The following is a 22353-nucleotide window of genomic DNA, read 5'->3' on the forward strand; positions in this document are numbered from 1 at the left end:
GCGATCTTAAAGCATGGGCCACGGACGTGCCAACCATGCGCTGCGCTGGTCTATCGCAGTAGTATTTGCAGTTCATCAACCAAGAACGGCAGATTAGGTTTTGTAAAATCGAACGAATTGTGTCTTCATTGCGGCGCCGGGCGGGGGAGCTTGAAATCGCGAACGAGAGGGACGCGATGCGGCATCTGAAGAACAGCCCTTCGAACAGTCGTTCGCAGGACGCGGCGAGAACGGTTGCTTTCCTGCGGCGAACGCCGCGGCAAATCCATCAATGGCTTATTAGCCTGCTTGCAACTACAGCGTTTGCGTTGCTGCCCAATTCGGCGGCTTTCGCAGCATGCGTGCTGGGTACAACTGCGGGTAATACCGTCTACACCTGCGACAGCGGCGATTCGGGCGGCAGCCTCACCGATACCAGCGGCGACAACACGCTGAATTTTCCCGCCGGCGGCACCGGCCAGATATCAGGCAGCGTCACCTTCGGCGTCGGAACCGATCGCATCAACATGCACTCCGGCACCATCACCGGCGCCGTCGACCAGGGCGGCGGCACGGATTTCTTCACCATCGGCGGCGGCACCGTCGCCGGCAATGTCCAGCAGGGCGCCGGCATCGACGACTTCAACATGAGCGGCGGCCAGATCGGGTCGCTCAACCAGGGCGACGGGCTAGACACCTTCACCATGACGGGCGGCCGCATCGTCGATTTCTTCGACGATGGCGACCATGCCGTGATGACCGGCGGCCGCATCGGCCGCGTCAACATGAAGCTCGACAAGAACTATTTCAACATGTCCGGCGGCACCATCGACCGCAACCTCGTCACCGGCTTCGACACGGACACCATCATCCTGTCCGGAGGCACGATCGGTGGCAACATCAGCGTCAGCGGCGGTGATGACAGCGTGACCATCACAGGCGGCACGGTCGGCGGCGACGTGCTGATGAGCTTTGGCGCCGACAGCTTCGTGTGGAACGGCGGCGGCATCGTCTATGGTTCCGTCGATCTCGGCGGTGACAACGACACAGCCAAGCTCAGCAACCTCACCAATGCCAATCTCGGCGGCACGGACGCGATCACAGGCGGTGCAGGCGCCGACACGCTGACCTTCGACAACGTCAAGCTGGACGGCATCGCCAGGGTCCAGAACTGGGAGACGATCAACGCCACCAACGACACCGAATTGACGCTGGATGGCAATCTGGTGCTCGCACCGGCAAGGGTTCGCTCAGCGTCGATGCTTCGAGCACGCTCTATGGCGGCGGCTTCAATGCCGCGATCCAGGCCTTCACGACAGGCCAACTGGCTCAGGTTACCAATGCCGGGCGCATCGACCTGACCAACGGCACCACGGGCGCGACCGATCGGCTGACGATTTCGGGCAATTATGTCGGTGTCGGCGGCCTGCTGCTTATCCAGACCGAACTTGGCGACGACAATTCCAATTCCGACAGGCTCGTCCTGTCGGGCGGCACCGCCTCCGGATCGACCGGCATTGCGGTGGTCAATGCCGGCGGAGCTGGCGCGCAGACGACCGCCGACGGCATCATGGTCGTGCAGGCGCAAGACGGCGCCACATCCAGCGCCACGGCCTTTGCTCTCGACGCGCCGGTCGCAGCGGGCGCCTTCGAATATTACCTGTTCAAGGGCGGTGTCAGCGCCGGCAGCGACGAGAACTGGTACCTGCGCTCGACGCTGACCACACCGGCTCCGCCGGCGCCCGCGCCGTCGGCGCTCGAACCAGCGCCGAATCCCGAACCGGAGCCCCCGGCGACAGAAGCACCGCCGCCGCCATCCGAACTGCCGCCGGTGCCGGTGCCGACCGATGGCGACATCAACAACCCTCCGGTCGATCCGACGCCGCCGGTGCAGGCCGGCGATCCCCCGCCTACGCCGCCACCAGCCCCGCCCGAGGCGCCGCCTGCGGATCCGCCACCTCCACCGCCCCCGGTTCCAACCTCTGTGCCGGATCTGCCGACACCGGCCCAAGGCGAGCAGATTCTGCTCTATCGCATCGAGGTCCCCGTCTATTCGGCCTTGCAGCCGGTCGTCGAGCACCTGGCGATGACGACACTCGGCACCTTCCACGAACGGCGTGGCGAACAGAGCCTGCTGTCGGACACGGAGCTGTCGCCGGTCTGGGGTCGTATTTTTGGCCAGGACACCAAGATGAGCTGGTCGGGCACGGTGTCGCCTTCGTTCGACGGCACGCTGTTCGGCCTGCAGGCGGGCTTCGACCTGTTCGGGCGGGAGACCGCCTCAGGCGGAATCGATCGTGCCGGCCTGTTCCTCGCCTATGGCAGCATGCATGGCGACGTGCGCGGCCAGGCGCTGGGACGAGACGATCTGGCCGTCGGCAAGCTCGACGTCAATGGCACCAGCGTCGGCGGCTATTGGACCCGCATCGGCCAAGGCGGCTGGTACCTGGACGGCGTCCTCATGGCCACCTTCTTTGGCGGCCATGCGACCTCGTCGCGTGACATCGGCATCGATGTCGGCGGCACCGGCGTCACCGCTTCACTGGAAGGCGGCTATCCCATTGCGCTGGGGCAAGGCTGGACCCTCGAACCGCAAGCGCAACTGGTCTGGCAGCACCTGTCGCTCGACGACACCAACGACCGCTTCTCGTCGGTCTCGTTCGGCACCGACGACAGCGTGTCCGGCCGGCTGGGCGCGCGGCTGCAGGGCGAGACCACGATCAACGGCATGGCGCTGCAGCCTTACCTCAAGGCCAACATCTGGCACGATTTCGGCGGCACCGACACTGTCAGCTTCGACACCACCGACATCTCGACCGAGAGCCGATCGACCTCCTTCGAGTTCGGCGGCGGCGTGGTCGCAAAGGTGACGGACAAGATCAGCATCTTCGCCACCGGCGACTACACCACCAATCTCGGCGGCGACAAGCGCCGCATCCTCGAAGGCAATCTAGGCTTCAGCGTCAAATGGTGAGGCCCTCCGGGCCTCACCCGCGTCCACGTCAGGACGTCAGTTGCCCGAGCGGATCGCCACCGTGGCGATACCGGCGCCGACCAGCAGCGTGCCGCCGGTTCGGTTGAAGATGCGGATCGCTCTGGGATTGCGTACGACATTGCGGGCGCGTGCCGCGATCAGCGCGTAACCGAAGGCATTGGCGAAGGCGAGCGCCAGGAAGGTCGTCTCGAAGATCAGCATCTGCGTCCAGAAATTGGCATGCCGGTCGAGGAACTGCGGCAGGAAGGCGACGAAGAAGGTGATGCTTTTCGGGTTGAGCGCTGTGACCAGCCAGGCATGCGCCATCATCTTGGCCGAAGACACCACATCGGTGCGCGGTTCGGCCCTCAGCGCGCCGCCGGCGCGGAACAATTTCACGCCGAGATAGATCAGATAGCCGGCGCCGATCAGCTTCAGGACGGTGAAGACACCAGCCGAAGCGGCGAGCAGCGCGCCGATGCCCAGCATCGACAAGGTCATGGCGGTGAAGTCGCCCAGCGCCACGCCGACGGCCATCGGCAAAGCGGTGCGCCAGCCCTGGCCCAGCGCGTAGGACACAACCAGCAGGATGGTCGGACCCGGAATGATGAGGAGGATGGTCGACGCGGCGGCGAAAGCGGCCCAGTTTTCGAAGGACATGTCTGTCTCCCTTGGGTTAAGGAAAAGGATAAATCCCGAGCCCAGGGAGAATGTAAAGAGGCCTGATTTTTCTTTTTGAGCAATTGCGGACGGAAAACCGCCACGCGCTTTTCTGGAGTTACTGCGGTCTCAATTGCGCCAACGGCAGGTCGGCGTCAGTTCGCGCCGCCCAGCGTGCTCACGATATCGGCCAGGCTGACATTGGCACCGAGAACCAATGCGGCCGCGACAATGGCAGCGGCAAAAAGCTTGATGTCGGTTTTTAACGTCTTGCACATGGAGGCCCCTCGCTGATCGCCCGATGGGGTAGGAAAGGCCGGTGCCGGGATTATGACCCGACCGAGGTCTTTTTGTGCAGGAGCGCTCTGCTGATGGCCATCCAGGATAGCCTGACGCCGCCAGGCGACGCGCAAATGCAGGCAGCACCAGGCGTTCACGCTTTATCAACCATGAATGATGAAAATGCCTTCTATCCGGCCGGACCGTGCTTCCCGCCGACAGCGTAGGGTTTGGGTATATGCGTGAGTTGCCGCAAGGTCTGACGCCGCCACGAAACGGCGACGCAATCGAAACCGATCATCATCTTTCCCGCCGCGCCATCCTGTCTGGGGCAGGCGCGCTGGCGCTGCTCAGCGCCGCCGGCTGCTCGACCTCGGGTGACGGCGGCATGCCGGCGCTGGATCTCGACAATACGGTCACCGGTTCGGTGCCGCCGATGCGGCCCGCGATCAGCGTCGATAAGAACATCACCAGCGCCGATGTCATGTATGCCGCCTTGACCGACAACGGCTTCAACGTGCCGGAGGTGCCCTATCTCAAGCTGAAGCCTGAATTCCGCCGCCAGATCGTCGTCGACACGACCGGCGAGGCGCCCGGCACCATTGTCGTCCATCTCAAGGAGCGCATGCTCTATCTCGTCCAGCCGGGTGGTGATGCCATCCGCTACGGCGTCGGCATCGGCAAGGATGGCTTCCGCTGGTCCGGCCGAGCCAACATCCAGTATGGCAAGGAATGGCCGACCTGGACGCCGCCGCCGGAGATGATCCAGCGCAAGCCCGAACTGGTGAAGTGGCAAGGCGGCCAGCCCGGCGGCCTCACCAACCCGCTCGGCGCGCGTGCGCTCTACATCTACCAGGACGGCAAGGACACCGGCTACCGCATCCACGGCTCGCCGGAGTGGTGGAGCATCGGCCAGGCGATGTCGTCGGGCTGCGTGCGCCTGATCAACCAGGACATCATCGACCTCTACAGCCGCGTTTCGAAGAAAAACCCCGTCGTCGTCATGTGATCGTTTATCCTCCCGTTTCTCCCGTTGCGCGATGCCGCAAGACAGGCCAAGGTGCCTGAAAATCACGCTCGGGAGACGTCAGGAATGGCCGGAACTTTTGTCATCGCGCAGGGCGGCGGCCCAACCGCCGTCATCAACCAGACGGTTGTCGGAGCGACGCTGGAGATCCGCAAGCGGCATCCCGGCGCCAAGGTGCTGGGCTCCATCCATGGCGTGCGCGGCATTCGTGACGGCAATTATGTCGACCTTTCGGCCATTCCCGAAGACCGGCTGCGGCTGATCGCGGGAACGCCGAGCGCGGCACTCGGCTCGACGCGCGACAAGCCGGACGCCGCCTATTGCGATGTCATTCTCAACGGCCTGAAAAAGGCCGGCGCCGATGCCTTCATCTATATTGGCGGCAACGACACGTCGGGCACGCAGCAGATCCTGACCGATGCCGCCGGCGGCTCCATCGCTTTCGTCCATGCGCCAAAGACCATCGACAATGACCTCGAGGAAAACGACCACACGCCGGGCTTCATTTCGGCGGCCGAGTTCGTTGCCGGCGCCTTCCTGTCCGTCGATCTCGATTTTCGCGCTTTGCCCGGCATCTATGTCGGCATCGTCATGGGCCGGCATGCCGGCTTCCTGACCGCGGCGGCCGCCGCCTGGCAGCTCGATCCCGACAGCGGCCCGCACCTGGTCTACGTGCCGGAGCGGCCATTCTCGGCGGCCGGCTTCATCGATGATGTGCGCGCCACGCTCGACCGCCACAAGCGCTGCATCGTCGCCGTGTCGGAAGGGGTGAGCACCGCCGATGGCAAGGCGCTGGTCGAAAGCCTGGTACCCCCGGACAAACTGGAACGCGACGCGCATGGCAACGTCAAATTGTCAGGCAGCGACCTGCCGGCCGCGCTCGAACGCGCGCTGGCCGATGGGCTGCCGGGCAAACGAGCCCGCGTCGATGCGCTTGGCTACATGCCGCGCGGCTATATCGGCGCCATCAGCGCGGTCGATGCGCAGGAGGCATTCGATGCCGGCGCCTTCGCCGTCTCTGTCGCCGAACAGGGCGGCGGCTCGGTGGCGCTGCAATATGATGGCACCAAGACCGTGCTGAAGAAGGTGCCGCTGAAGAATGTCGCCGGCAAGACCCGTCACATGCCCGACGATTTCATGAAGCCCGACGTCAACCAGTTGTCGGAGGCCGGCATGGCCTATCTCAAGCGGCTGGTGCCGGAAAAATACAAGGTCGGGAAGCCGTTCGTCTGATGCCAGGCTCAGACATGAGCTCGGAATGGTTCAGCAAGAGCATCGTCGACGACAGGACGACGATGCTGACCGAACCTTTTGTGCATGACTATCTGCGCGCCAACATCTGGCATCTGCGCGGCCGTGACGCCGACCTTCTGGTCGATACCGGCATGGGCATCTGTCCGCTGGCGCCGCAGATCGAAACGCCTGACGGCAAGCCGCTGCTGGTCGTCGCCACCCACATCCATCTCGACCATGTCGGCTCACTGCACGAATTTCCATGGCGGGCCGGGCCAAGGCATAGCGCCGCGCAGTTCGAGAGCATGGATGAGGCCGTGACTTACGCCTACATGTTCCATGATCTCGAAGGTGGCGTTTCGAAACTGCCCGGGCCGGGCTGGAAGGCCGCCGACTACAAGATCCCGCCGGCACCGCTATCGCGGACGCTTGATGAAGGCGACGTGGTCGATCTCGGCGACCGGCAATTCCGCGTGCTGCATCTGCCCGGGCATTCACCGGATTCGATCGCGCTGTTCGACGAAGCCGACGGCCTGTTCTTCAGCGGCGACGCCATTTACGACGACACACTGATCGACAGCCTGCCGGATTCGGACCGCTCGGCCTATGTCAACACCATGCAGCGTCTGCTCGACCTGCCGATCCGCATCGGCCACGGCGGTCACGGGCCAAGCTTCGACGGCAGGCGTATGCGTGAGATTGCAACGGCTTACCTCAGACAAGCCGGCAATATCTGAGCTTCGGCATGACTGTCGGCTGGTGGGAGAGGCCGGGCACCGGCAACATTACCAATCCTGCGCGAAGAATTAAATCTTTGTAATATAACCGAAAAAACCTAATTTGCCCGCATCCGCGTCCTAGATTCCGGTTCATCGACCTGAACGGCCGCCGCATGAAGCGAGACGGGCTGCCGTGAAGGCCGGTACGCCGAATAGGCCCCCCGAGGCCACGGCGCCGAACCCAATGTCTCGCACGGACAACGACCATGTCATCCATCAACATTCTTCGCAGACATCGCGTCGCCGCATTGCTGGGCGCCGCCCTCTTCATCTCTCCCTTCGTCGTCTCCTTTGCCCAAAGTGCCAGCAATGCAGGCGTGAGCAAAGTCGTCGCGACGACCCAGACCCCTGTCGCCGGTATCACTGCCCCCAACGGCTCGTTTGCGCCGATCGTCGCGGCCGACAAGCCGGCGGTGGTGACGGTCACCACCCTCATGAAGGCACAGCCGGCAAGCGCCGATGACGGGATGCCGCTCGGCAACTCGCCATTCGACCAGTATTTCCGCCAGTTCTTCGGCGACCAGGGCATGCCCGCGCCACAGACGCCGCCGCAACAGGCGCAACGCGCCGAGGCGCTCGGTTCCGGCTTCATTGTCGACGCCGATGGCACCATCGTCACCAACAATCACGTCGTCGATGGCGCCTCATCGATCAAGGTGACGCTCGATGACGGCACCGAGCTCCCCGCCAAGCTGGTCGGCCGCGACGCCAAGAACGATCTTGCCGTGCTCAAGATCAAGGCTGACAAGCCGTTGCCGACGGTCAAATGGGGCGATTCCGACAGGCTGATGACCGGCGACCAGGTGCTGGCGATCGGCAATCCGTTCGGCATCGGCACCACGGTCACCGCCGGCATCGTTTCGGCACGCGGCCGCGACCTGCACAGCGGGCCGTTCGACGATTTCATCCAGATCGACGCGCCGATCAACCATGGCAATTCCGGTGGCCCGCTGGTGGACGTGAACGGCAATGTCGTCGGCATCAACACGGCGATCTATTCGCCCAATGGCGGCAGCGTCGGGGTCGGCTTCGCCATTCCGTCCGACCAGGCGCAGAAGGTCGTCGCCAAGCTGATGAAGGATGGCTCCATCCAGTACGGCTATCTCGGCGTCGAGATCCAGCCGGTGACGCCTGACGTGGCGAGTGCCATCGGGCTCGACCATGCCGGCGGCGCGCTGGTTTCGAAGGTCAACGACAGTTCGCCCGCGGCCAGCGCCGGCGTCGAAACCGGCGACGTCATCACCAGCTTCGCCGGACAGGACGTCAAGGATCCCAAGGATCTGTCGCGGGCCGTCGCCGATGTCGCGCCGGGCGCCAAGGAATCGCTCGATATCTGGCGCAAAGGCAAGGCCATGCAGATTTCCGTCGATGTCGGGCAAAACAGCGACGATGTGAAGACAGCATCGACTGATAGTTCCGACACGCCGAGCACCGAACAGGGCGCACGTGCGCCGGCGATCGGCCTTGGCCTGCTGGACATCACGCCCGACATTCGCCAGCAGATGAACCTCGCCGACAACGAGCATGGCGCGGTGGTTGCGCGCGTCAATCCCGACAAGGCGGCGGCCGCTGCCGGCATCCAGCCGGGCGATATCATCGCCGCCGTCAACCAGGTTCCGGTGAAGAGCGCCAAGCAGGTCACGCAGGCGATCGCACAGGCCAGCAAATCGGGCCGCAAGTCGGTGCTGCTGCTGGTCGAACGCGACGGCAGCCAGATCTATGTCGCGGTGCCTTTCGCCAACGGTTGAGCCAATGAATGCGGTTGCGGCCGGTCTGTCGCCAAGCGGCGACAGGCCGACCGCACCGGAGCCGCTTTAGTTGCGGGCGGCGATATCGGCGCGGATGAACACTGTCACCGAAGCGTCCTGATGCAGAACGCGGTAGTTGCGCAGCGCCTCGGCAATGCCGGGGGCATCGTGCAGTGACGGCATGGGATGCTGGTCCTTTACGTTCAGCAGTACCGGCGGGCGCGGTCCTGATGTTCCGTCGTCGATGATGATGTCGGGCCGTTTCGCGGCAAGTTCGCCGGCGATCGATGCGGTGTATCTTTCCCTCAGGGCGGCCAGGTCCTGGCGTATCGCGGGATCCTGTTCCAGCCCCATCAATATGCCTGCGTCATTGACCATCCAGCCCGATTGCTGGCGTGCCACGAAACGGGCGCCGGTCATGCGGGTGAGCGGATTGCTGAACTGCAGCTGCGACGCGATCGACATCATGGTCGGATGATCGACCGCGCGCACGATTGCAGCGGTCGCGGCATCAAGGTCACGACGCGACTGGGTGAAGGCCAGGCCTTGCTGCAGTCCCGCCAAAAGCACGATCGAAAACAGACCGAGCGCGGCACCAGCCTTGGCCGTCAGCGTCAGGCTGCGCCACGGTTTCAGCCTGATGTATTGCAGCATCAGCGCCAGCACGCCGAGCGTCAGGAAGGGCAATGCCTGATAGGTCCAGCCTTTGCCCATGATGACGAAAGCCGGGACGTAGGCGGCCCCGGCCAGCAACATTGTGCTCGCATCGCGATCCCGCCGGCCGGGAGAGGCCATCGCCAGCGTGGCGACGGTCATCGCCACAAACATCGTGACCTGCCACAGCATCAGCACGTCAACCACCGGCATGCGCATCGGCAGATAGACCTGGCGCAGCAAGGGCATGACGTCGGTGAAGAAAGGCTGCATGAAGACGGCAAGTGCAGCCAGGTAGACGACGGTGAGAGCAGCGCCGATCATATTCTCTGCCGTCAGCAGCGGATGCAGCGAGCGCCGTTTCAGCGCGATGACCACGGCCGGCACCGCCAGGGCCAGCACACTATAGGGTGGCTTGATCATCACGAAGACACCGGCGCCGATGCCCGCGACGATCCGCTCGGCCGTGCTGCCGGCGCGAAAATCGACAGTCCTGTCGCGGGCGGAAAACAGCGCCAGCCACGGCAGCAAGACGATAACACCTATTTGTTCGCGCTGGCCGAAATCGATCGGGAACAGGAACAGCACGAAGAACAGCGCGGCCGGCACGATCCAGAGATGCCGTTTCAGCGTTTCGTCCGCCCGTGCGGCAATGCGGGCCGAAAACCAGACCGATGCGATCGCCAACACGGTCACGCCGACGCTCACCCAGAGCTCCGCCGAAAGCCCGGTCAGCCGCTCGAGCAGCACGAAAGGCAGATAGAGCCAGACGGAAAAGGCCGGATTGACCTCGATGATGTCGACCGAGAGGCGCGCGCCGTCGAGCACGCGTTCGCCGATCACCAGCAGCCAGGACACGTCGACATTGCCGGGCATGACAAGCAGCGAGACAATGATCGCATAGCCGGCGATCAGCAGCGTCGCGGCCACCGGCCAGCCAAGCCGGACGGCGGATGCGGCCCTGACCGACCGCAAACCGACCGGTTCGTCGGAAGCAACGAATGGCGCGTCCATGCCAGCGGTCCTCACCACCAAAGCAGCAATTGAGCCGGATATGTAGCAAGCCAGCGGTTAAGGGCGTTCTAAAGCGCCTGCTGCAGCGCGAGCTAGAGCTTGCGCAGCGCCACTTCCTCGATCAGGTGGTCGGCGCCCTTGCGCAAGATCAGGTCGGCGCGGGCACGCGTTGGCAGGATGTTTTCGCGCAAATTCTTCAGGTTGATGTTGGTCCAAAGGCCTTCGGCGATGGCGCGCGCCGAATCCTCCGAGAGTTGCGAATAGCGATGGAAGAAGGAGTCCGGATTGCGGAAGGCCGTCTCGCGCAGCCGCATGAAGCGGGAAATGTACCAGTTGTGGATCAGCTTCTCGTCGGCATCGATGTAGATGGCGAAATCAAAGAAGTCAGACAGGAAAGGCACGATCTTGCCGTCATGCGGCAGCTTGCCCGGCTGCAGGACATTGATGCCTTCGAAGATCAGGATATCGGGCCGGTCGATGGTGACGAACTCGCCGGGAATGACGTCATAGGTGAGATGCGAATAGACCGGCGCGCGGACATCGGGCAGCGCCGACTTGATGCCTGAGAGGAAGCGCAGCAGCGCGCCGACATCGTAGCTGTCGGGAAAACCCTTGCGTTCCATAAGGTTTTCGCGGCGCAGCACCTCATTGGGGAGCAGAAAACCATCAGTGGTGATGAGATCGACCTTGGGGCTCGACGGCCAGCGTGCCAGAAGCTCTTTCAGCACGCGCGCCGTGGTCGATTTGCCGACCGCGACGGAACCGGCAATGCCGATGATGAACGGCGTCTTGACCACGTCGACGGCGTTGAAGAAGGCCTGGCGCTGCCGGAACAGAAGCTGGCTCGCCTCGACATGGGCCGACAGAAGCCGCGACAGCGACAGATAGATGCGCGAGACCTCCGCGAGGTCGATCGGGTCGTTGAGCGAACGCAGGCGGCGGAATTCGTCGTCGCTCAGCGTCAGCGGCGTGTCGGCACGGAATCGCGACCATTGCTCGGCCGAGAAGAAACGAAAGGGGGAATATTTCTCGGTTGGCGCGAGCTGATCCATCGAGATACCTGCCCTCCCTCGCGGTCAGCCCTTGGGCCGTGACGCCTTTTCGGAGATGCCCGAACGCCCGGTGCGGCTTTCGAGCTCCTTGAGCACGTCGCTCAACGGAACACCCGAGATGCCGAGAACGACAAGCCAATGATATATAAGATCGGCGCTTTCGGAAACGAGGCCCTGTTTATCGCGCTTGACGGCGGCAATCACCGTCTCGACCGCCTCTTCGCCCAGCTTCTGTGCCGCCTTGTCGATGCCGCGCGCGAACAGTTTCGCCGTCCACGAGTCCGGATCGCCGGAATGAGCGCGCTCATGGACGATTTTTTCCAGATCGGAGAGCGAAAATTCAGCCATGGGCCTGAGAGCCTTTTCTTAGCCGGACAGCCTCTAGGGCCGATCGCCTGAGGAGTCCAGCCGCATCGGCAGGCCGGCCTCGGCCATATGTGCCTTGGCCTGGGCGATGGTGTAGGTTCCGAAATGGAAGATCGAGGCCGCCAGCACCGCACCGGCATGGCCATCACGAATGCCTTCGACCAGGTGATCCAGCGTGCCGACGCCGCCTGAAGCGATGACCGGCGCGCGCACAGCGTCCGCAATCGCACGGGTCAACGCTATGTCGTAGCCGGCCTTGGTGCCATCCCGGTCCATCGAGGTCAAAAGGATCTCGCCGGCGCCACGATCGACCATTTTCCGGGCGAATTCGACCGCGTCGATGCCGGTCTTCTCGCGCCCGCCATGGGTGAAAATCTCCCAACGATCGGCCTCGCCGGTGCCGGAGACCTTCTTGGCGTCGATGGCGACGACGATGCACTGGTTGCCGAACTTGTCGGCGGCTTCCGCGACGAAGTCCGGATTCTTCACCGCCGCGGTGTTGATCGACACCTTGTCGGCGCCGGCCAGCAACAATTTCCTGATGTCGGCGACCTGGCGCACGCCGCCGCCGACGGTGAGCGGCATGAAGCATTGCTCAGCGGTGCGGGCAATGACATCGAAGATGGTTTCACGGTTGTCGGACGAAGCCGTGATGTCGAGGAAGCAAAGCTCGTCGGCACCGGCCGCGTCATAGGCCTTGGCGGCCTCTACCGGGTCACCAGCGTCGATCAGATCGACGAAATTGACGCCCTTGACGACGCGACCATCCTTGACGTCGAGACACGGAATGACGCGGGCTTTCAGCATCAGCGGCCCTCTATCGTGGCGATGAGATCGTTGAGCAGCTGGCCGACCAGCGGCGGAACGTCGGACTGCGCGTCGAAAGCCGGATCGTAAGCGGAAACGGTGATGCCGACGACCGGCAGCGCCAACGCCATGGCGCAAGCCGCGTCGCGAAACTGTTCGGGGCTCGGACCGCCCGACGTGATATAGCGGTTGGCCTGCAGGTCCTTCGGGTTGTGCACGTCGAGGTCGAGATGCATGTGCACACGCTTGGCGCCCACGGCCTGTAGCCTTTGCGTCGCTTGCCCGACGCCTGGACATTCCGTGCGGATGACCGGCAATGTCTCGAGAAGTGCTTTCTCCGCCGGGTCGAGATCACGGGCATTGACGAGCACGCAGCGCGAGGGATCGATCGGCCGGAAGCCGGGAATGGCTGAGGTCATCGGGCGCCAGCACAGGCCAAGCACCGTCGCCAGCGCCATGCCGTCGAGAAAACCGTAGACCGAGGTCTCGGGCGTGTTGAGGTCGCCATGCTGGTCGGCCCAGATGATCGCATCGGCGCCCTCGCCGGCGACGGCACCGGCCGATGTCAGGCAGTTTCCGGCCAGAACGATGGGAAACCGCCCCCTGTCGATGGCAATGCGGACCTCGCCCGAGACGGCGTTGCAGACGGCAAAGCCGGTGGCGATCTCGCGTTCCTGGTCGGGGCCGACCCTGCCGATATCCTCCACCGTGACCTCGTGGCCGGCCATGGTCAGCGCATCGACGAGACCGCCTGCAATCAGCGCGTCCGGGCCCTGGCCCATGCCGCCATGGTAATGGCCGCTGTCATAGGAGGCGAGGATGATGGTGATCTTCACGATTTCGCCTCCGCCACCGGCTGGCCCTTCAGGATCGCCAGCGCCTCGGCCGGATCGATGCGGCCATCATAGAGCGCCCGGCCCGAGATCGCGCCCTCAAGCTTTTGCGCGTCGGGCATGGTCATGCGCACGATGTCGGCGATCGAGGCGAGGCCGCCCGAAGCGATGACCGGGATCGATACGGCGTCGGCGAGGTCGATGGTGGCATCCCAGTTGATGCCGGTCAGCACGCCGTCGCGATCGATGTCGGTGTAGATGATGGCGGCCACACCGGCGCCCTCGAACTTCCTGGCCAGTTCGACGACGCCGAGGCTCGAGGCCTCGGCCCAGCCCTCGACAGCCACCTTGCCGCCCTTGGCGTCGATGCCGACAGCCACCTTGCCCGGGAAAGCCTTGCAGGCCTGCCTGACCAGGTCGGGATCGCGCACCGCCACCGTGCCAAGGATGACGCGGGCGAGGCCGCGGTCCAGCCAGTCCTCGATCTGCGCAATCGTGCGGATGCCGCCGCCGAGCTGCACCGGGTTCTTCGTCGCCTTGAGGATGGCGCCAACCGCGGCGCTGTTGACGCTCTGGCCCTTGAAGGCGCCATTGAGATCGACGACATGCAGCCACTCGAAGCCCTGGTCCTCGAAGGCCCGCGCCTGCGCGGCCGGATCATCATTGTAGATCGTCGCGGTCGCCATATCGCCGTGCTTCAGCCGCACGCACTTGCCGTCCTTCAGGTCGATGGCGGGGAAAAGGATCATCCGTTCAGGCGCCTTCAACGATGACGAAATGGCCTGATGAGGCGGCAAGCCGGAACTTCGAGGCATGTTGATATTCAGGCGAATGATAGCATTCGACCGCCCTGCCGTAGGACTCGAACTCGACCAGCACATGCCGGTTTCCGGTCGGTCCTTCCGGGTTCTCATGGCGACCGGCGCGAACAGCGAACTTCGCGCCATACCTGGCAAAGGCAACGGCATTCGCCTCGATGTATTGCATGTACATCTCGGGATCGCGCACATCGACCATCGCCATCCAGTAGCCCTTCTTGCTCATGATCTAGGGCCTCCAGCGCAGGAAATTGGTGATCAGCGCCAGGCCTAGAGCCTGACTCTTCTCCGGATGGAACTGCGTGCCGACGAGATTGTCGCGGGCAACGGTGGCTGTCACCGGGCCGCCATAGTCGGTTTCAGCCAGAACCTCGTCCGCCTTGCGCGCATCGAGATGGTAGGAATGGACGAAATAGGCATGCAGTCCGTTGGGCCCGGTCGGGATGCCGGCAAACAGCGGATGCTCACGCCTGAGCTCGATCGTGTTCCAGCCGATCTGCGGGATCTTCAGCGCCGGATCGGCCGGCGTGATCTCCTTGACGTCGCCTGATATCCAGCCAAAGCCATTGGTGACGGTCTTTTCGAGGCCACGTTCCGACATCAGCTGCATGCCGACGCAGATGCCAAGGAACGGGCGAGCCTTCGCAATGGCGACTTCCTCGACCGCTTCCCACATGCCGTCGACGGCGCGCAAGCCGGCCGCGCAGTCGGCATAGGCGCCGACGCCGGGCAGGACGATGCGGTCGGCGCTGCGTACCCGTTCGGCATCAGCCGTCAGGTCGATCTCGGCTGATATGCCGGCTTCGCGCGCGGCGCGCTCGAAGGCCTTGGTGGCCGAGCGCAGATTGCCCGAGCCGTAATCGATGATTGCTACCCGCATGTCAGGGCCGTCCCGGAATGTGGGTCAGCCCTAGTGCCATGCCGGGCTGCGCCGGGCGGGCCAAGGCGGCATCCGGAACCATGCGCGGCGCGGGCACAGCCTCATCCGGCTGTGCCTCGACCTCCAGCGTATAGCGCAGGTCGGCATCGTCGAGCTGGCCGGCCTGAACCACGCCCCATTCATGCCAGCCGCGGCGGCGCAGGGCCGCGATGCGCAACCCCTGCCCCTCCAGGCCGACATAGAGCGAAACCAGCAGCGACAGCAGTGAGCCAGCCAGGCCAAGGCCAAGCCTTTGGCCGAGCATCGAAAGCGCGCCCATGACGATGAAGGCAAGTGCCGCTTCGATCCACAGCCGGTTCCAGGCAAGCCATAGGGGCGGTACCAAGAGGCCGAGCCAGGTGAAGCCATCGCGGACAAAGGCTGTGGCGTCGACCTTCTCGCTGCGGCCGGGCGGTTCCATCACGACATAGCTTGGCATGACGCTATCCCTTCAACGATCCCTTGGTGGAAGGAACCGCGTCTGGCTGGCGCGGGTCGTGCTCAAGTGCGGCGCGCAGAGCGCGCGCCACTGCCTTGAAGCAGGTCTCGGCAATATGGTGGTTGTTGGCGCCATAGTGGTTGGTGACATGCAGCGTGATGCCGGCATTCTGGGCCAGCGCCTGGAAGAATTCACGCACCAGTTCCGTGTCGAACGTGCCGATCTTGGGCGACGAGAAGGAAACGTTCCAGACCAGGAACGGGCGGCCGGATACGTCGATCGCCGCGCGTGTCAGCGTCTCGTCCATGGCAAGGTCGATCGAGGCATAGCGCATGATGCCGCGCCGTTCGCCCAGCGCCTTGGTCAAGGCCTGGCCGAGCGCGATGCCGGTATCCTCGACCGTGTGGTGATCGTCGATATGCAGGTCACCCTTCGCCCTGACCGTCATGTCGATCAGCGAATGGCGCGAAAGCTGGTCCAGCATGTGGTCGAAGAAGCCGACACCCGTGGCGATATCGGATTTGCCCGTGCCATCGACATGGACCGACACCGAGATGTCGGTTTCCCTGGTCTTGCGGCTGGCTTCGGCGGAACGGGGCGCCATCACTCTATCCTTGTCCCAGCGTTCACATGGTGACCGGTTCACAGGCTTCAAGCGCTTGCGGGCTTGAAAACGAAAGCCTTCTACCAGCATGGTCCGGTGATTGCCAGTTGCCTCTCACAGCGGTATCGGCCTTGCCGGAGAGGCGATTGGCAATCATCGGTCCCGTGCATACATATGGCCGATCAAAGTTACTCGTACCGCGCCAATCGCCTTTTGGGATGGCGCTGCTCGGAGCCAAGGAATGTCTGATAATCTGACCATGCACGCCACGACCATCGTGACGGTGCGCAAGGGCAACAAGGTGGTGATCGCCGGCGACGGCCAGGTTAGCCTTGGCCAGACCATCATGAAGGGCAATGCCCGCAAGGTGCGTCGCATCGGCAAGGGGGGCAATGTGATTGCCGGTTTCGCCGGTGCCACCGCGGACGCCTTCACGCTGCTGGAACGGCTCGAAGCCAAGCTCGAACAATATCCCGACCAGCTGACGCGCGCCTGCGTCGAGCTTGCCAAGGACTGGCGCACCGACCGCTATCTGCGCCGGCTTGAAGCAATGATGCTGGTCGCCGACAAGTCGATCTCGCTGGCGCTGACCGGCACCGGCGACGTGCTCGAACCCGAATTCGGCGTCATGGCCATCGGTTCGGGCGGCAATTATGCACTGGCCGCCGCGCGCGCGCTGATGGACACCGACAAGGATGCCGAGGAAATCGCCCGCAAGGCGATGCAGATCGCATCCGATATCTGCGTCTACACCAACAACAATTTCGTCGTCGAAACGCTCGATGCCGCTTGAAGAGGCGGTGCTCTACGATTTTCGACCGGTGACGGAAAAAGACCTGCCGATGATCGCCGGCTGGCTTGCCGAGCCTGAAGTCGCTCAGTGGTGGGACGATCCGGCGACGGAAATCGCCGGGATTCGCGATCATATCGACTCTATTTCCGTCGAGCCGCTGATCGTGGAACTCGACGGCAAGCCGATCGCCTATCTGCAGAGCTACGATCCGCATCTGGAAGACGACCATCCCTATGCCGATCAGCCATTCGGCACGCTCGGCATCGATCTCACGATCGGCCGGCCGGAGCTGATCGGCATGGGCCACGGCTCGGCCATCGCCAGACAGTTCGTCGAAGATCTGTTCGAAGAAGGCGTGCCGCGTGTCATCATCGACCCCGACCCCGCCAACATCAGGGCCATCCGCGCCTATGAAAAAGCCGGATTCCGGGCCGTTGATCGCCGGCAATCCAGATATGGCGACGTCGTGCTGATGGCTATTGATGCCGAGGACGGCGGGGAAGAGGGGCAACAGGCATGAACGCATCCGGCGAGGACAAGGACCTCTCGGCCTACGAAAACAGCTGGCGGATGGGGCTGCTGATCGTGCTTGGCCTGATCACAGTCCAGGCGGTGACGCTCTATCTGATGGGCCACCCACCGATCTGCACCTGCGGCTACGTCAAGCTCTGGCATGGCGTGGTGAACAGTTCGGAGAATTCCCAGCACATTTCCGACTGGTACACCTTCTCGCACATCATCCACGGCTTCCTGTTCTACGCGCTGGCGAGGTTCCTGTTTCCGCGTTCGCCGATCGGCTTGAGGCTGGCATTCGCCGTGCTCATCGAGGGCGGCTGGGAAATCCTGGAAAACAGCCCGTTCATCATCGAACGCTACCGGGCCGGCACCATCTCGCTCGACTATTACGGCGACAGCATCATCAATTCGGTGTCCGACACACTGGCCATGGTGCTGGGATTTGTGATGGCGCGAAGGCTACCTATATGGGTGATCGTCAGCCTCGCCATCCTCTTTGAACTCGGTACCGGCTATCTGATCCGGGACAATCTGACACTCAACGTGATCATGCTGCTGCATCCGTTCGAGGCCATCAAGCAGTGGCAAAGTGGAATTCAGTGATATGAGCACATTTCTTCCCCGCGAAATCGTTTCGGAACTCGATCGCTTCATCATCGGCCAGAAGGACGCCAAGCGCGCCGTGGCCATTGCCTTGCGCAACCGCTGGCGGCGCCAGCAGCTGGAAGGCCAGATGCGCGAAGAGGTGATGCCGAAGAACATCCTGATGATCGGGCCGACCGGTGTCGGCAAGACCGAGATCTCGCGCCGCCTGGCGCGTCTGGCCGGCGCGCCCTTCATCAAGGTCGAGGCGACCAAGTTCACCGAAGTCGGCTATGTCGGCCGCGACGTCGAGCAGATCATTCGTGATCTGGTCGAGATCGCCATCGGTCTGGTGCGCGAGAAGATGCGCGAGGACGTCAAGGCACGCGCCCACATCAACGCCGAGGAACGCGTGCTGGAGGCGCTGGTCGGCAAGACGGCGAGCCCGGCGACACGCGACTCGTTCCGCAAGAAGCTGCGCGATGGCGAACTCGACGACAAGGAAATCGAGATCGAAGTGGCCGACACCGGCAATGGCGGCATGCCAGGCTTCGAGCTTCCCGGCATGCCGGGCGCCAATATCGGCGTGCTCAACATCAACGACATGCTGTCGAAGGCGATGGGCGGCAAGAAGACCAAGTCGCGCAAGACCTCGGTGAAGGAATCCTACGACCTGCTGGTCAGTGATGAGTCTGACAAGCTGCTCGACCAGGACGAGGTGGTGCGCCGGGCGCTGGACGCCACCGAAAATGACGGCATCGTCTTTCTCGACGAGATCGACAAGATCGCCGCCAGATCGGATATTTCAGGCGGCCCGTCACGTGAAGGCGTGCAGCGTGACCTGCTGCCGCTGGTCGAAGGCACCACGGTGGCGACCAAATACGGGCCGTTGAAGACGGACCATATACTGTTCATTGCTTCGGGCGCGTTCCATGTCTCGAAGCCGTCAGACCTGTTGCCGGAATTGCAGGGCCGCTTGCCGATCCGCGTCGAACTGCGCGCGCTGGAGAAGGACGATTTCGTCCGCATCCTCACCGAGACGGAAGCCAGCCTGATCAAGCAGTATATCGCGCTGATGAAGACCGAGGGCGTCGACCTCACCTTCACCGACGATGCCATCGATTCGCTGGCCGGTATCGCCGTCGACCTCAACGCCAGCGTCGAGAATATCGGCGCCAGGCGTCTGCAGACCGTGATGGAGCGGGTGCTGGACGAGATTTCGTATGACGCGCCAGACCGCAACGGCACGAGCGTCACCATCGACGCCGCCTATGTGGAAAAGCATGTCGGCGACCTCTCGCGAAACACGGATTTGTCGCGATTCATCCTCTAAATGCTTACGTCGGATCGTTCCGACGCCGGTTCAGGCAATAGCTTCCTGCAACAGCATCATGTGTGGCCAGATGGTACCATCTGGCCACCTTTCGTCTTGCAAGGTGAAGGGGCGCTCTCGACTCAACCCAGAGCTTTACCTAGTTTGCGTGGCAATATCGGTGGGCGGCGGCGCATGAAAAAACTGATTTCGATCATTCTCGGCTTGATGCTGGCGGCGACGGTGTTCGCCACTGAGGCGGCGACATTGGTGCCGGCGGGAAACCGCAATGCCGAGCAACCTGACATTCCCGGCGCTTCGAGCCGGCGTACGCAAGCGACCAACACCACCTTCCAGGCGAAGTACCGCAAGGTTTATGCCTTGCTGCAGAACGACCCTGATCTGCGCGCCAAGATCAAGAAGGCCGCCGCCGCCTACGGCATCGATCCCATGCACATCGTCGGTGCCATCGTCGGCGAGCATACCTACAATGTCGACGCCTATGACCGGCTGCAGACCTATTACGTCAAGGCAATCTCCTACCTCTCCAGCAAGCTGTCCTTCGCCTATGACGGCGAGGACATCACGGATTTCGTGCAGCGGCCCGAATTCAAGAAATGTGCAGGAATGTCCGACAGTTACGACCTGTGGGAATGCCGCGAGCAGGTATGGAACCATGCGTTTCGCGGCAAGACCGTTGGCGGCGAAGACTTCCCCGACGACCGTTTCGGCGCCACCTTCTTCCAGCCCTACTATGCCGGCCAGACTTTTGGCCTCGGCCAGTTGAACCCGTTGACCGCCTTGCAGATGAGCGATCTCGTGCACAAGGTCTCCGGCCTGCCGAAGCTCGATGTCAGCGACCCCAATTCTGTCTACAAGACCATCATGGATCCCGACTTGACGCTGCCTTATGTCGCCGCGACGATCAGGAAATCGATCGATGCCTACAAGAGCATTGCCGGCTTCGACATCTCGGGCAATCCGGGGCTGACCGCCACGCTCTACAATGTCGGCAATCCGGAGCAGCGCGCCTATGCGCTGAAGGCGGAAAACGACAAGCGCCGCGCCGCCGGCGAGCAGGTGAAGCTGCCGGAAGAGAATTATTACGGCTGGCTGGTCAACGACAAGCTGCCGGAGCTGAAGGCGCTGTTTTAGGGCCTTTCACGGAACGCTCGGTCTACGTCTGCCTGACGCCGTCTTCGATTTTGGCAAGTGCATTCAGATGCACTCCACTGATCTCCGTGCCGTGCTCGTCCAGAATGATGATACCGACGGCGTTGCCGCGCCGCAGCGCCTCGACGCGCCCAATTGCTTCCTTCGCAGTGGCAAAATCGTCCCAGGATCGAATAGGGTACGAGCCGGCAACCTTGAGAAACCGCGCTCAAATTTAGCACGGCTTAGGCCGCCAGCAACGACTTCAGCTTGACGGCCTGCGATCCCAGCGCTTCCGGCGCCGGCCTGGCCTGCTTGCCGATCAGCATTTCGGCCAGGCGGATATCCCGGGCGACCGCATTGCCGGGACCGATGCCGCTGGCGGCCACCAGCCTGCCATCCCCGGCTAGATGGAAGAGGATGAAGGCGCCGTCACCCAGATCGCGGCGCACCGTGCTTTTGCCTTCGTCCGAGAGCCCCGCGATCTGCAGGGACAGGCCATACTGATCCGACCAGAACCACGGCACCGCCGTATGCGCTTCGCCGGCGCCTAGCATATTCTTCGCCGCCAGCGCACCTTGTTCCTGCGCGTTGCGCCAGGCTTCCAGCCGCACGCGGCGGCCGCCATAGACGGCAAGCGGGAACGAACAGCAATCGCCGGCGGCGAAGATGTCGGGATCGCTGGTGCGGAGCTCCACGTCAACGGCAATGCCGTTGTCGATGGTCAGGCCGGCTTCGGCCGCCAGTCCGGTCACCGGCACGGCGCCGATGCCGATAATGGCGAGATCGGCTGTGATTTCCCTTCCGCCGGCAAGCGTCACAAGCACCTCGTTGCCGTCGTCGGCGATGGACGCAATGCCTTCACCGCACACGATGTCGACGCCTTCGGCGACATGCGTCTCATGGATGATTTCGGCGATCTCGGCCGGGACGCCGCGCATCAGGATGCGCGGCTGTGCCTCGATAACGGTGACCGAGGAGCTGAGTTTGCGCGCCGCGGCGGCGAGTTCGAGGCCGATGAAGCCGCCGCCGATGACGGCAATGCGGTTGCCGGCACTGAGATGGGCGCGAATGGCCAGCGCATCGGCAAAAGTGCGGAGATAGACGCAGCGCTTGCCAAGGCCAGGCAATGGCAGCTTGCGCGGGGTCGAGCCAGTGGCCAGCAGAAGCTTGTCGTAAGGCAGGACCGAACCGTCCGACAGCCGCACCGTATGCGCCGCGCGATCGATCGCCACGGCCTGAACGGAATGGATATGCCGGATCGATTTCCCGGCCAGCACCTCGTCGCTGGCCATCGCCTTGATTTGCGGCGCATCGCTGGCCATCGCCTCCTTGGACAGAGGCGGCCGTTCGTAAGGCAGATGCGGCTCGTCGCCGACCAGCGTCACCGGCCCGTCATAGCCGAGATCGCGCAGCGCCAGTGCTGCCCGCCCGCCGCATTCGCCGGCGCCGATGATGACCATGCCACGCGCCACGTCCGTCATCCGATCTGGATGAGGACTTTGCCGGCGTCGACCTTGACCGGATAGGTTTTCAGGTTGACGCAGACCGGGGCGCCCCTGGCCGCACCCGTCTTGTAGTTGAAGCGGCCATTGTGCTTGGGGCATTCGATGATGTCGTCCATCACCAGGCCATCGGCGAGATGCACCTTCTCATGCGTGCATAGACCATCGGTGGCGAAAAACTCGTCGTCCGGGGAACGATAGATCGCGAAGGTGCGCCCGCCATGATCGAAGCGCATCACGTCCTCTTCGTCGATATCCGTGGCGTCGCACGCTTCGACCCAGTCGCTCATAAATCCTCCCGGTAAATC

General features: G+C 63.2%; 23 protein-coding genes and 1 pseudogene. 10 read left to right on the forward strand and 14 right to left on the reverse strand.

From position 1 onward, the window contains the following. The first annotated feature begins 176 nt into the window (after positions 1–176). Positions 177–2953: pseudogene (locus EB235_RS02460) on the forward strand (autotransporter outer membrane beta-barrel domain-containing protein). A 36-nt stretch (positions 2954–2989) separates the two neighbouring features. On the opposite strand, the gene EB235_RS02465 reads toward EB235_RS02460, so the two are convergent. Together EB235_RS02465 and EB235_RS02470 are read right to left on the reverse strand one after the other, a co-directional pair. Beyond that, positions 2990–3613: a LysE family translocator gene (locus EB235_RS02465; RefSeq protein WP_027032533.1), complete on the reverse strand. Its 624-nt coding sequence runs from the start codon at positions 3611–3613 to the stop codon at positions 2990–2992. A gap of 155 nt (positions 3614–3768) precedes the next feature. After that, positions 3769–4050 carry a hypothetical protein gene (locus tag EB235_RS02470; RefSeq protein ID WP_167334838.1) on the reverse strand — a complete coding sequence of 94 codons (282 nt, stop codon included), beginning with the start codon at positions 4048–4050 and terminating at the stop codon, positions 3769–3771. An 80-nt stretch (positions 4051–4130) separates the two neighbouring features. Between EB235_RS02470 and EB235_RS02475 the strand changes: the two genes are divergently transcribed. The 4 genes from EB235_RS02475 to EB235_RS02490 all read left to right on the forward strand — a co-directional run bounded on the left by EB235_RS02475 (position 4131) and on the right by EB235_RS02490 (position 8679). Next, the gene (locus tag EB235_RS02475; RefSeq protein ID WP_032925799.1) at positions 4131–4901 is read left to right on the forward strand and encodes a L,D-transpeptidase; all 771 of its coding nucleotides are present in this window, start codon (positions 4131–4133) and stop codon (positions 4899–4901) included. 84 nt (positions 4902–4985) lie between these two features. Next, the gene (locus EB235_RS02480) at positions 4986–6152 is read left to right on the forward strand and encodes a diphosphate--fructose-6-phosphate 1-phosphotransferase (RefSeq protein WP_027032531.1); all 1167 of its coding nucleotides are present in this window, start codon (positions 4986–4988) and stop codon (positions 6150–6152) included. Beyond that, positions 6152–6889: an MBL fold metallo-hydrolase gene (locus tag EB235_RS02485; protein ID WP_027032530.1), complete on the forward strand. Its 738-nt coding sequence runs from the start codon at positions 6152–6154 to the stop codon at positions 6887–6889. Before EB235_RS02480 ends, EB235_RS02485 begins: the two co-directional genes overlap by 1 nt. Before the next feature lie 248 nt (positions 6890–7137). Then, entirely contained in the window at positions 7138–8679 is a 1542-nt protein-coding gene (locus EB235_RS02490) for a DegQ family serine endoprotease (protein WP_027032529.1), read from the forward strand. A gap of 66 nt (positions 8680–8745) precedes the next feature. Here EB235_RS02490 and EB235_RS02495 read toward each other — a convergent pair whose 3' ends face one another. The 10 genes from EB235_RS02495 to hisB all read right to left on the reverse strand — a co-directional run bounded on the left by EB235_RS02495 (position 8746) and on the right by hisB (position 16185). Further along, positions 8746–10347 (reverse strand): hypothetical protein, encoded by a 1602-nt coding sequence (locus EB235_RS02495; protein WP_027032528.1) that lies wholly within the window; start codon positions 10345–10347, stop codon positions 8746–8748. A 92-nt stretch (positions 10348–10439) separates the two neighbouring features. Continuing rightward, positions 10440–11399: a type I pantothenate kinase gene (gene coaA / locus EB235_RS02500; protein ID WP_027032527.1), complete on the reverse strand. Its 960-nt coding sequence runs from the start codon at positions 11397–11399 to the stop codon at positions 10440–10442. A 24-nt stretch (positions 11400–11423) separates the two neighbouring features. After that, positions 11424–11747, reverse strand: coding sequence for a phosphoribosyl-ATP diphosphatase (locus EB235_RS02505; protein ID WP_027032526.1), 324 nt, complete (start codon positions 11745–11747; stop codon positions 11424–11426). A 33-nt stretch (positions 11748–11780) separates the two neighbouring features. Then, a complete protein-coding gene (gene hisF, locus EB235_RS02510; RefSeq protein WP_027032525.1) occupies positions 11781–12575 on the reverse strand; it encodes an imidazole glycerol phosphate synthase subunit HisF in 795 nt (264 codons plus the stop codon). Beyond that, positions 12572–13408, reverse strand: a complete 837-nt coding sequence (locus EB235_RS02515) for an arginase family protein (RefSeq protein ID WP_027032524.1) — start codon at positions 13406–13408, stop codon at positions 12572–12574. The genes hisF and EB235_RS02515 overlap by 4 nt, the downstream gene beginning before the upstream one ends. After that, positions 13405–14154, reverse strand: coding sequence for a 1-(5-phosphoribosyl)-5-[(5-phosphoribosylamino)methylideneamino]imidazole-4-carboxamide isomerase (hisA, locus tag EB235_RS02520; protein ID WP_027032523.1), 750 nt, complete (start codon positions 14152–14154; stop codon positions 13405–13407). The genes EB235_RS02515 and hisA overlap by 4 nt, the downstream gene beginning before the upstream one ends. A 4-nt stretch (positions 14155–14158) precedes the next feature. Then, complete coding sequence (locus EB235_RS02525) at positions 14159–14449, reverse strand: DUF1330 domain-containing protein (protein WP_027032522.1); 291 nt, start codon at positions 14447–14449, stop codon at positions 14159–14161. Between the two features lie 3 nt (positions 14450–14452). Further along, the gene (gene hisH / locus EB235_RS02530) at positions 14453–15103 is read right to left on the reverse strand and encodes an imidazole glycerol phosphate synthase subunit HisH (RefSeq protein ID WP_027032521.1); all 651 of its coding nucleotides are present in this window, start codon (positions 15101–15103) and stop codon (positions 14453–14455) included. A 1-nt stretch (position 15104) separates the two neighbouring features. Continuing rightward, entirely contained in the window at positions 15105–15581 is a 477-nt protein-coding gene (locus tag EB235_RS02535) for a DUF2628 domain-containing protein (protein WP_027032520.1), read from the reverse strand. Between the two features lie 4 nt (positions 15582–15585). Continuing rightward, a complete protein-coding gene (gene hisB / locus EB235_RS02540; RefSeq protein ID WP_027032519.1) occupies positions 15586–16185 on the reverse strand; it encodes an imidazoleglycerol-phosphate dehydratase HisB in 600 nt (199 codons plus the stop codon). A gap of 241 nt (positions 16186–16426) precedes the next feature. Here hisB and hslV point away from each other — a divergent pair, with 241 nt between their 5' ends. The 5 genes from hslV to EB235_RS02565 all read left to right on the forward strand — a co-directional run bounded on the left by hslV (position 16427) and on the right by EB235_RS02565 (position 20543). After that, positions 16427–16978: an ATP-dependent protease subunit HslV gene (hslV, locus tag EB235_RS02545; RefSeq protein WP_027032518.1), complete on the forward strand. Its 552-nt coding sequence runs from the start codon at positions 16427–16429 to the stop codon at positions 16976–16978. Next, a complete protein-coding gene (locus EB235_RS02550; RefSeq protein WP_027032517.1) occupies positions 16968–17498 on the forward strand; it encodes a GNAT family N-acetyltransferase in 531 nt (176 codons plus the stop codon). The genes hslV and EB235_RS02550 overlap by 11 nt, the downstream gene beginning before the upstream one ends. Further along, positions 17495–18097: a DUF2585 domain-containing protein gene (locus EB235_RS02555; RefSeq protein WP_027032516.1), complete on the forward strand. Its 603-nt coding sequence runs from the start codon at positions 17495–17497 to the stop codon at positions 18095–18097. Before EB235_RS02550 ends, EB235_RS02555 begins: the two co-directional genes overlap by 4 nt. 1 nt (position 18098) lies before the next feature. Continuing rightward, the gene (gene hslU, locus EB235_RS02560; RefSeq protein WP_027032515.1) at positions 18099–19409 is read left to right on the forward strand and encodes an ATP-dependent protease ATPase subunit HslU; all 1311 of its coding nucleotides are present in this window, start codon (positions 18099–18101) and stop codon (positions 19407–19409) included. A 174-nt stretch (positions 19410–19583) separates the two neighbouring features. After that, the gene (locus tag EB235_RS02565; RefSeq protein WP_027032514.1) at positions 19584–20543 is read left to right on the forward strand and encodes a DUF1402 family protein; all 960 of its coding nucleotides are present in this window, start codon (positions 19584–19586) and stop codon (positions 20541–20543) included. A gap of 242 nt (positions 20544–20785) precedes the next feature. Here EB235_RS02565 and EB235_RS02570 read toward each other — a convergent pair whose 3' ends face one another. Further along, positions 20786–22024, reverse strand: a complete 1239-nt coding sequence (locus tag EB235_RS02570) for an NAD(P)/FAD-dependent oxidoreductase (protein WP_027032513.1) — start codon at positions 22022–22024, stop codon at positions 20786–20788. Then, positions 22021–22335: a MocE family 2Fe-2S type ferredoxin gene (locus tag EB235_RS02575; RefSeq protein WP_027032512.1), complete on the reverse strand. Its 315-nt coding sequence runs from the start codon at positions 22333–22335 to the stop codon at positions 22021–22023. Before EB235_RS02575 ends, EB235_RS02570 begins: the two co-directional genes overlap by 4 nt. Positions 22336–22353 lie beyond the last annotated feature (18 nt).

Source organism: Mesorhizobium loti R88b (assembly GCF_013170845.1).
Taxonomy (GTDB): Bacteria; Pseudomonadota; Alphaproteobacteria; order Rhizobiales; family Rhizobiaceae; genus Mesorhizobium; species Mesorhizobium loti_B.

What these genes read in the sequence shown, in the direction of transcription:
- EB235_RS02465 (WP_027032533.1), bottom strand. Translation starts at nt 3,613, where the DNA reads ATGTCCTTCGAAAACTGGGCCGCTTTCGCCGCCGCGTCGACCATCCTC.
- EB235_RS02475 (WP_032925799.1), top strand. Translation starts at nt 4,131, where the DNA reads ATGCGTGAGTTGCCGCAAGGTCTGACGCCGCCACGAAACGGCGACGCA.
- EB235_RS02480 (WP_027032531.1), top strand. Translation starts at nt 4,986, where the DNA reads ATGGCCGGAACTTTTGTCATCGCGCAGGGCGGCGGCCCAACCGCCGTC.
- EB235_RS02485 (WP_027032530.1), top strand. Translation starts at nt 6,152, where the DNA reads ATGCCAGGCTCAGACATGAGCTCGGAATGGTTCAGCAAGAGCATCGTC.
- EB235_RS02490 (WP_027032529.1), top strand. Translation starts at nt 7,138, where the DNA reads ATGTCATCCATCAACATTCTTCGCAGACATCGCGTCGCCGCATTGCTG.
- EB235_RS02495 (WP_027032528.1), bottom strand. Translation starts at nt 10,347, where the DNA reads ATGGACGCGCCATTCGTTGCTTCCGACGAACCGGTCGGTTTGCGGTCG.
- coaA (WP_027032527.1), bottom strand. Translation starts at nt 11,399, where the DNA reads ATGGATCAGCTCGCGCCAACCGAGAAATATTCCCCCTTTCGTTTCTTC.
- EB235_RS02505 (WP_027032526.1), bottom strand. Translation starts at nt 11,747, where the DNA reads ATGGCTGAATTTTCGCTCTCCGATCTGGAAAAAATCGTCCATGAGCGC.
- hisA (WP_027032523.1), bottom strand. Translation starts at nt 14,154, where the DNA reads ATGATCCTTTTCCCCGCCATCGACCTGAAGGACGGCAAGTGCGTGCGG.
- EB235_RS02525 (WP_027032522.1), bottom strand. Translation starts at nt 14,449, where the DNA reads ATGAGCAAGAAGGGCTACTGGATGGCGATGGTCGATGTGCGCGATCCC.
- hisH (WP_027032521.1), bottom strand. Translation starts at nt 15,103, where the DNA reads ATGCGGGTAGCAATCATCGATTACGGCTCGGGCAATCTGCGCTCGGCC.
- EB235_RS02535 (WP_027032520.1), bottom strand. Translation starts at nt 15,581, where the DNA reads ATGCCAAGCTATGTCGTGATGGAACCGCCCGGCCGCAGCGAGAAGGTC.
- hisB (WP_027032519.1), bottom strand. Translation starts at nt 16,185, where the DNA reads ATGGCGCCCCGTTCCGCCGAAGCCAGCCGCAAGACCAGGGAAACCGAC.
- hslV (WP_027032518.1), top strand. Translation starts at nt 16,427, where the DNA reads ATGTCTGATAATCTGACCATGCACGCCACGACCATCGTGACGGTGCGC.
- EB235_RS02550 (WP_027032517.1), top strand. Translation starts at nt 16,968, where the DNA reads ATGCCGCTTGAAGAGGCGGTGCTCTACGATTTTCGACCGGTGACGGAA.
- EB235_RS02555 (WP_027032516.1), top strand. Translation starts at nt 17,495, where the DNA reads ATGAACGCATCCGGCGAGGACAAGGACCTCTCGGCCTACGAAAACAGC.
- hslU (WP_027032515.1), top strand. Translation starts at nt 18,099, where the DNA reads ATGAGCACATTTCTTCCCCGCGAAATCGTTTCGGAACTCGATCGCTTC.
- EB235_RS02565 (WP_027032514.1), top strand. Translation starts at nt 19,584, where the DNA reads ATGAAAAAACTGATTTCGATCATTCTCGGCTTGATGCTGGCGGCGACG.
- EB235_RS02570 (WP_027032513.1), bottom strand. Translation starts at nt 22,024, where the DNA reads ATGACGGACGTGGCGCGTGGCATGGTCATCATCGGCGCCGGCGAATGC.
- EB235_RS02575 (WP_027032512.1), bottom strand. Translation starts at nt 22,335, where the DNA reads ATGAGCGACTGGGTCGAAGCGTGCGACGCCACGGATATCGACGAAGAG.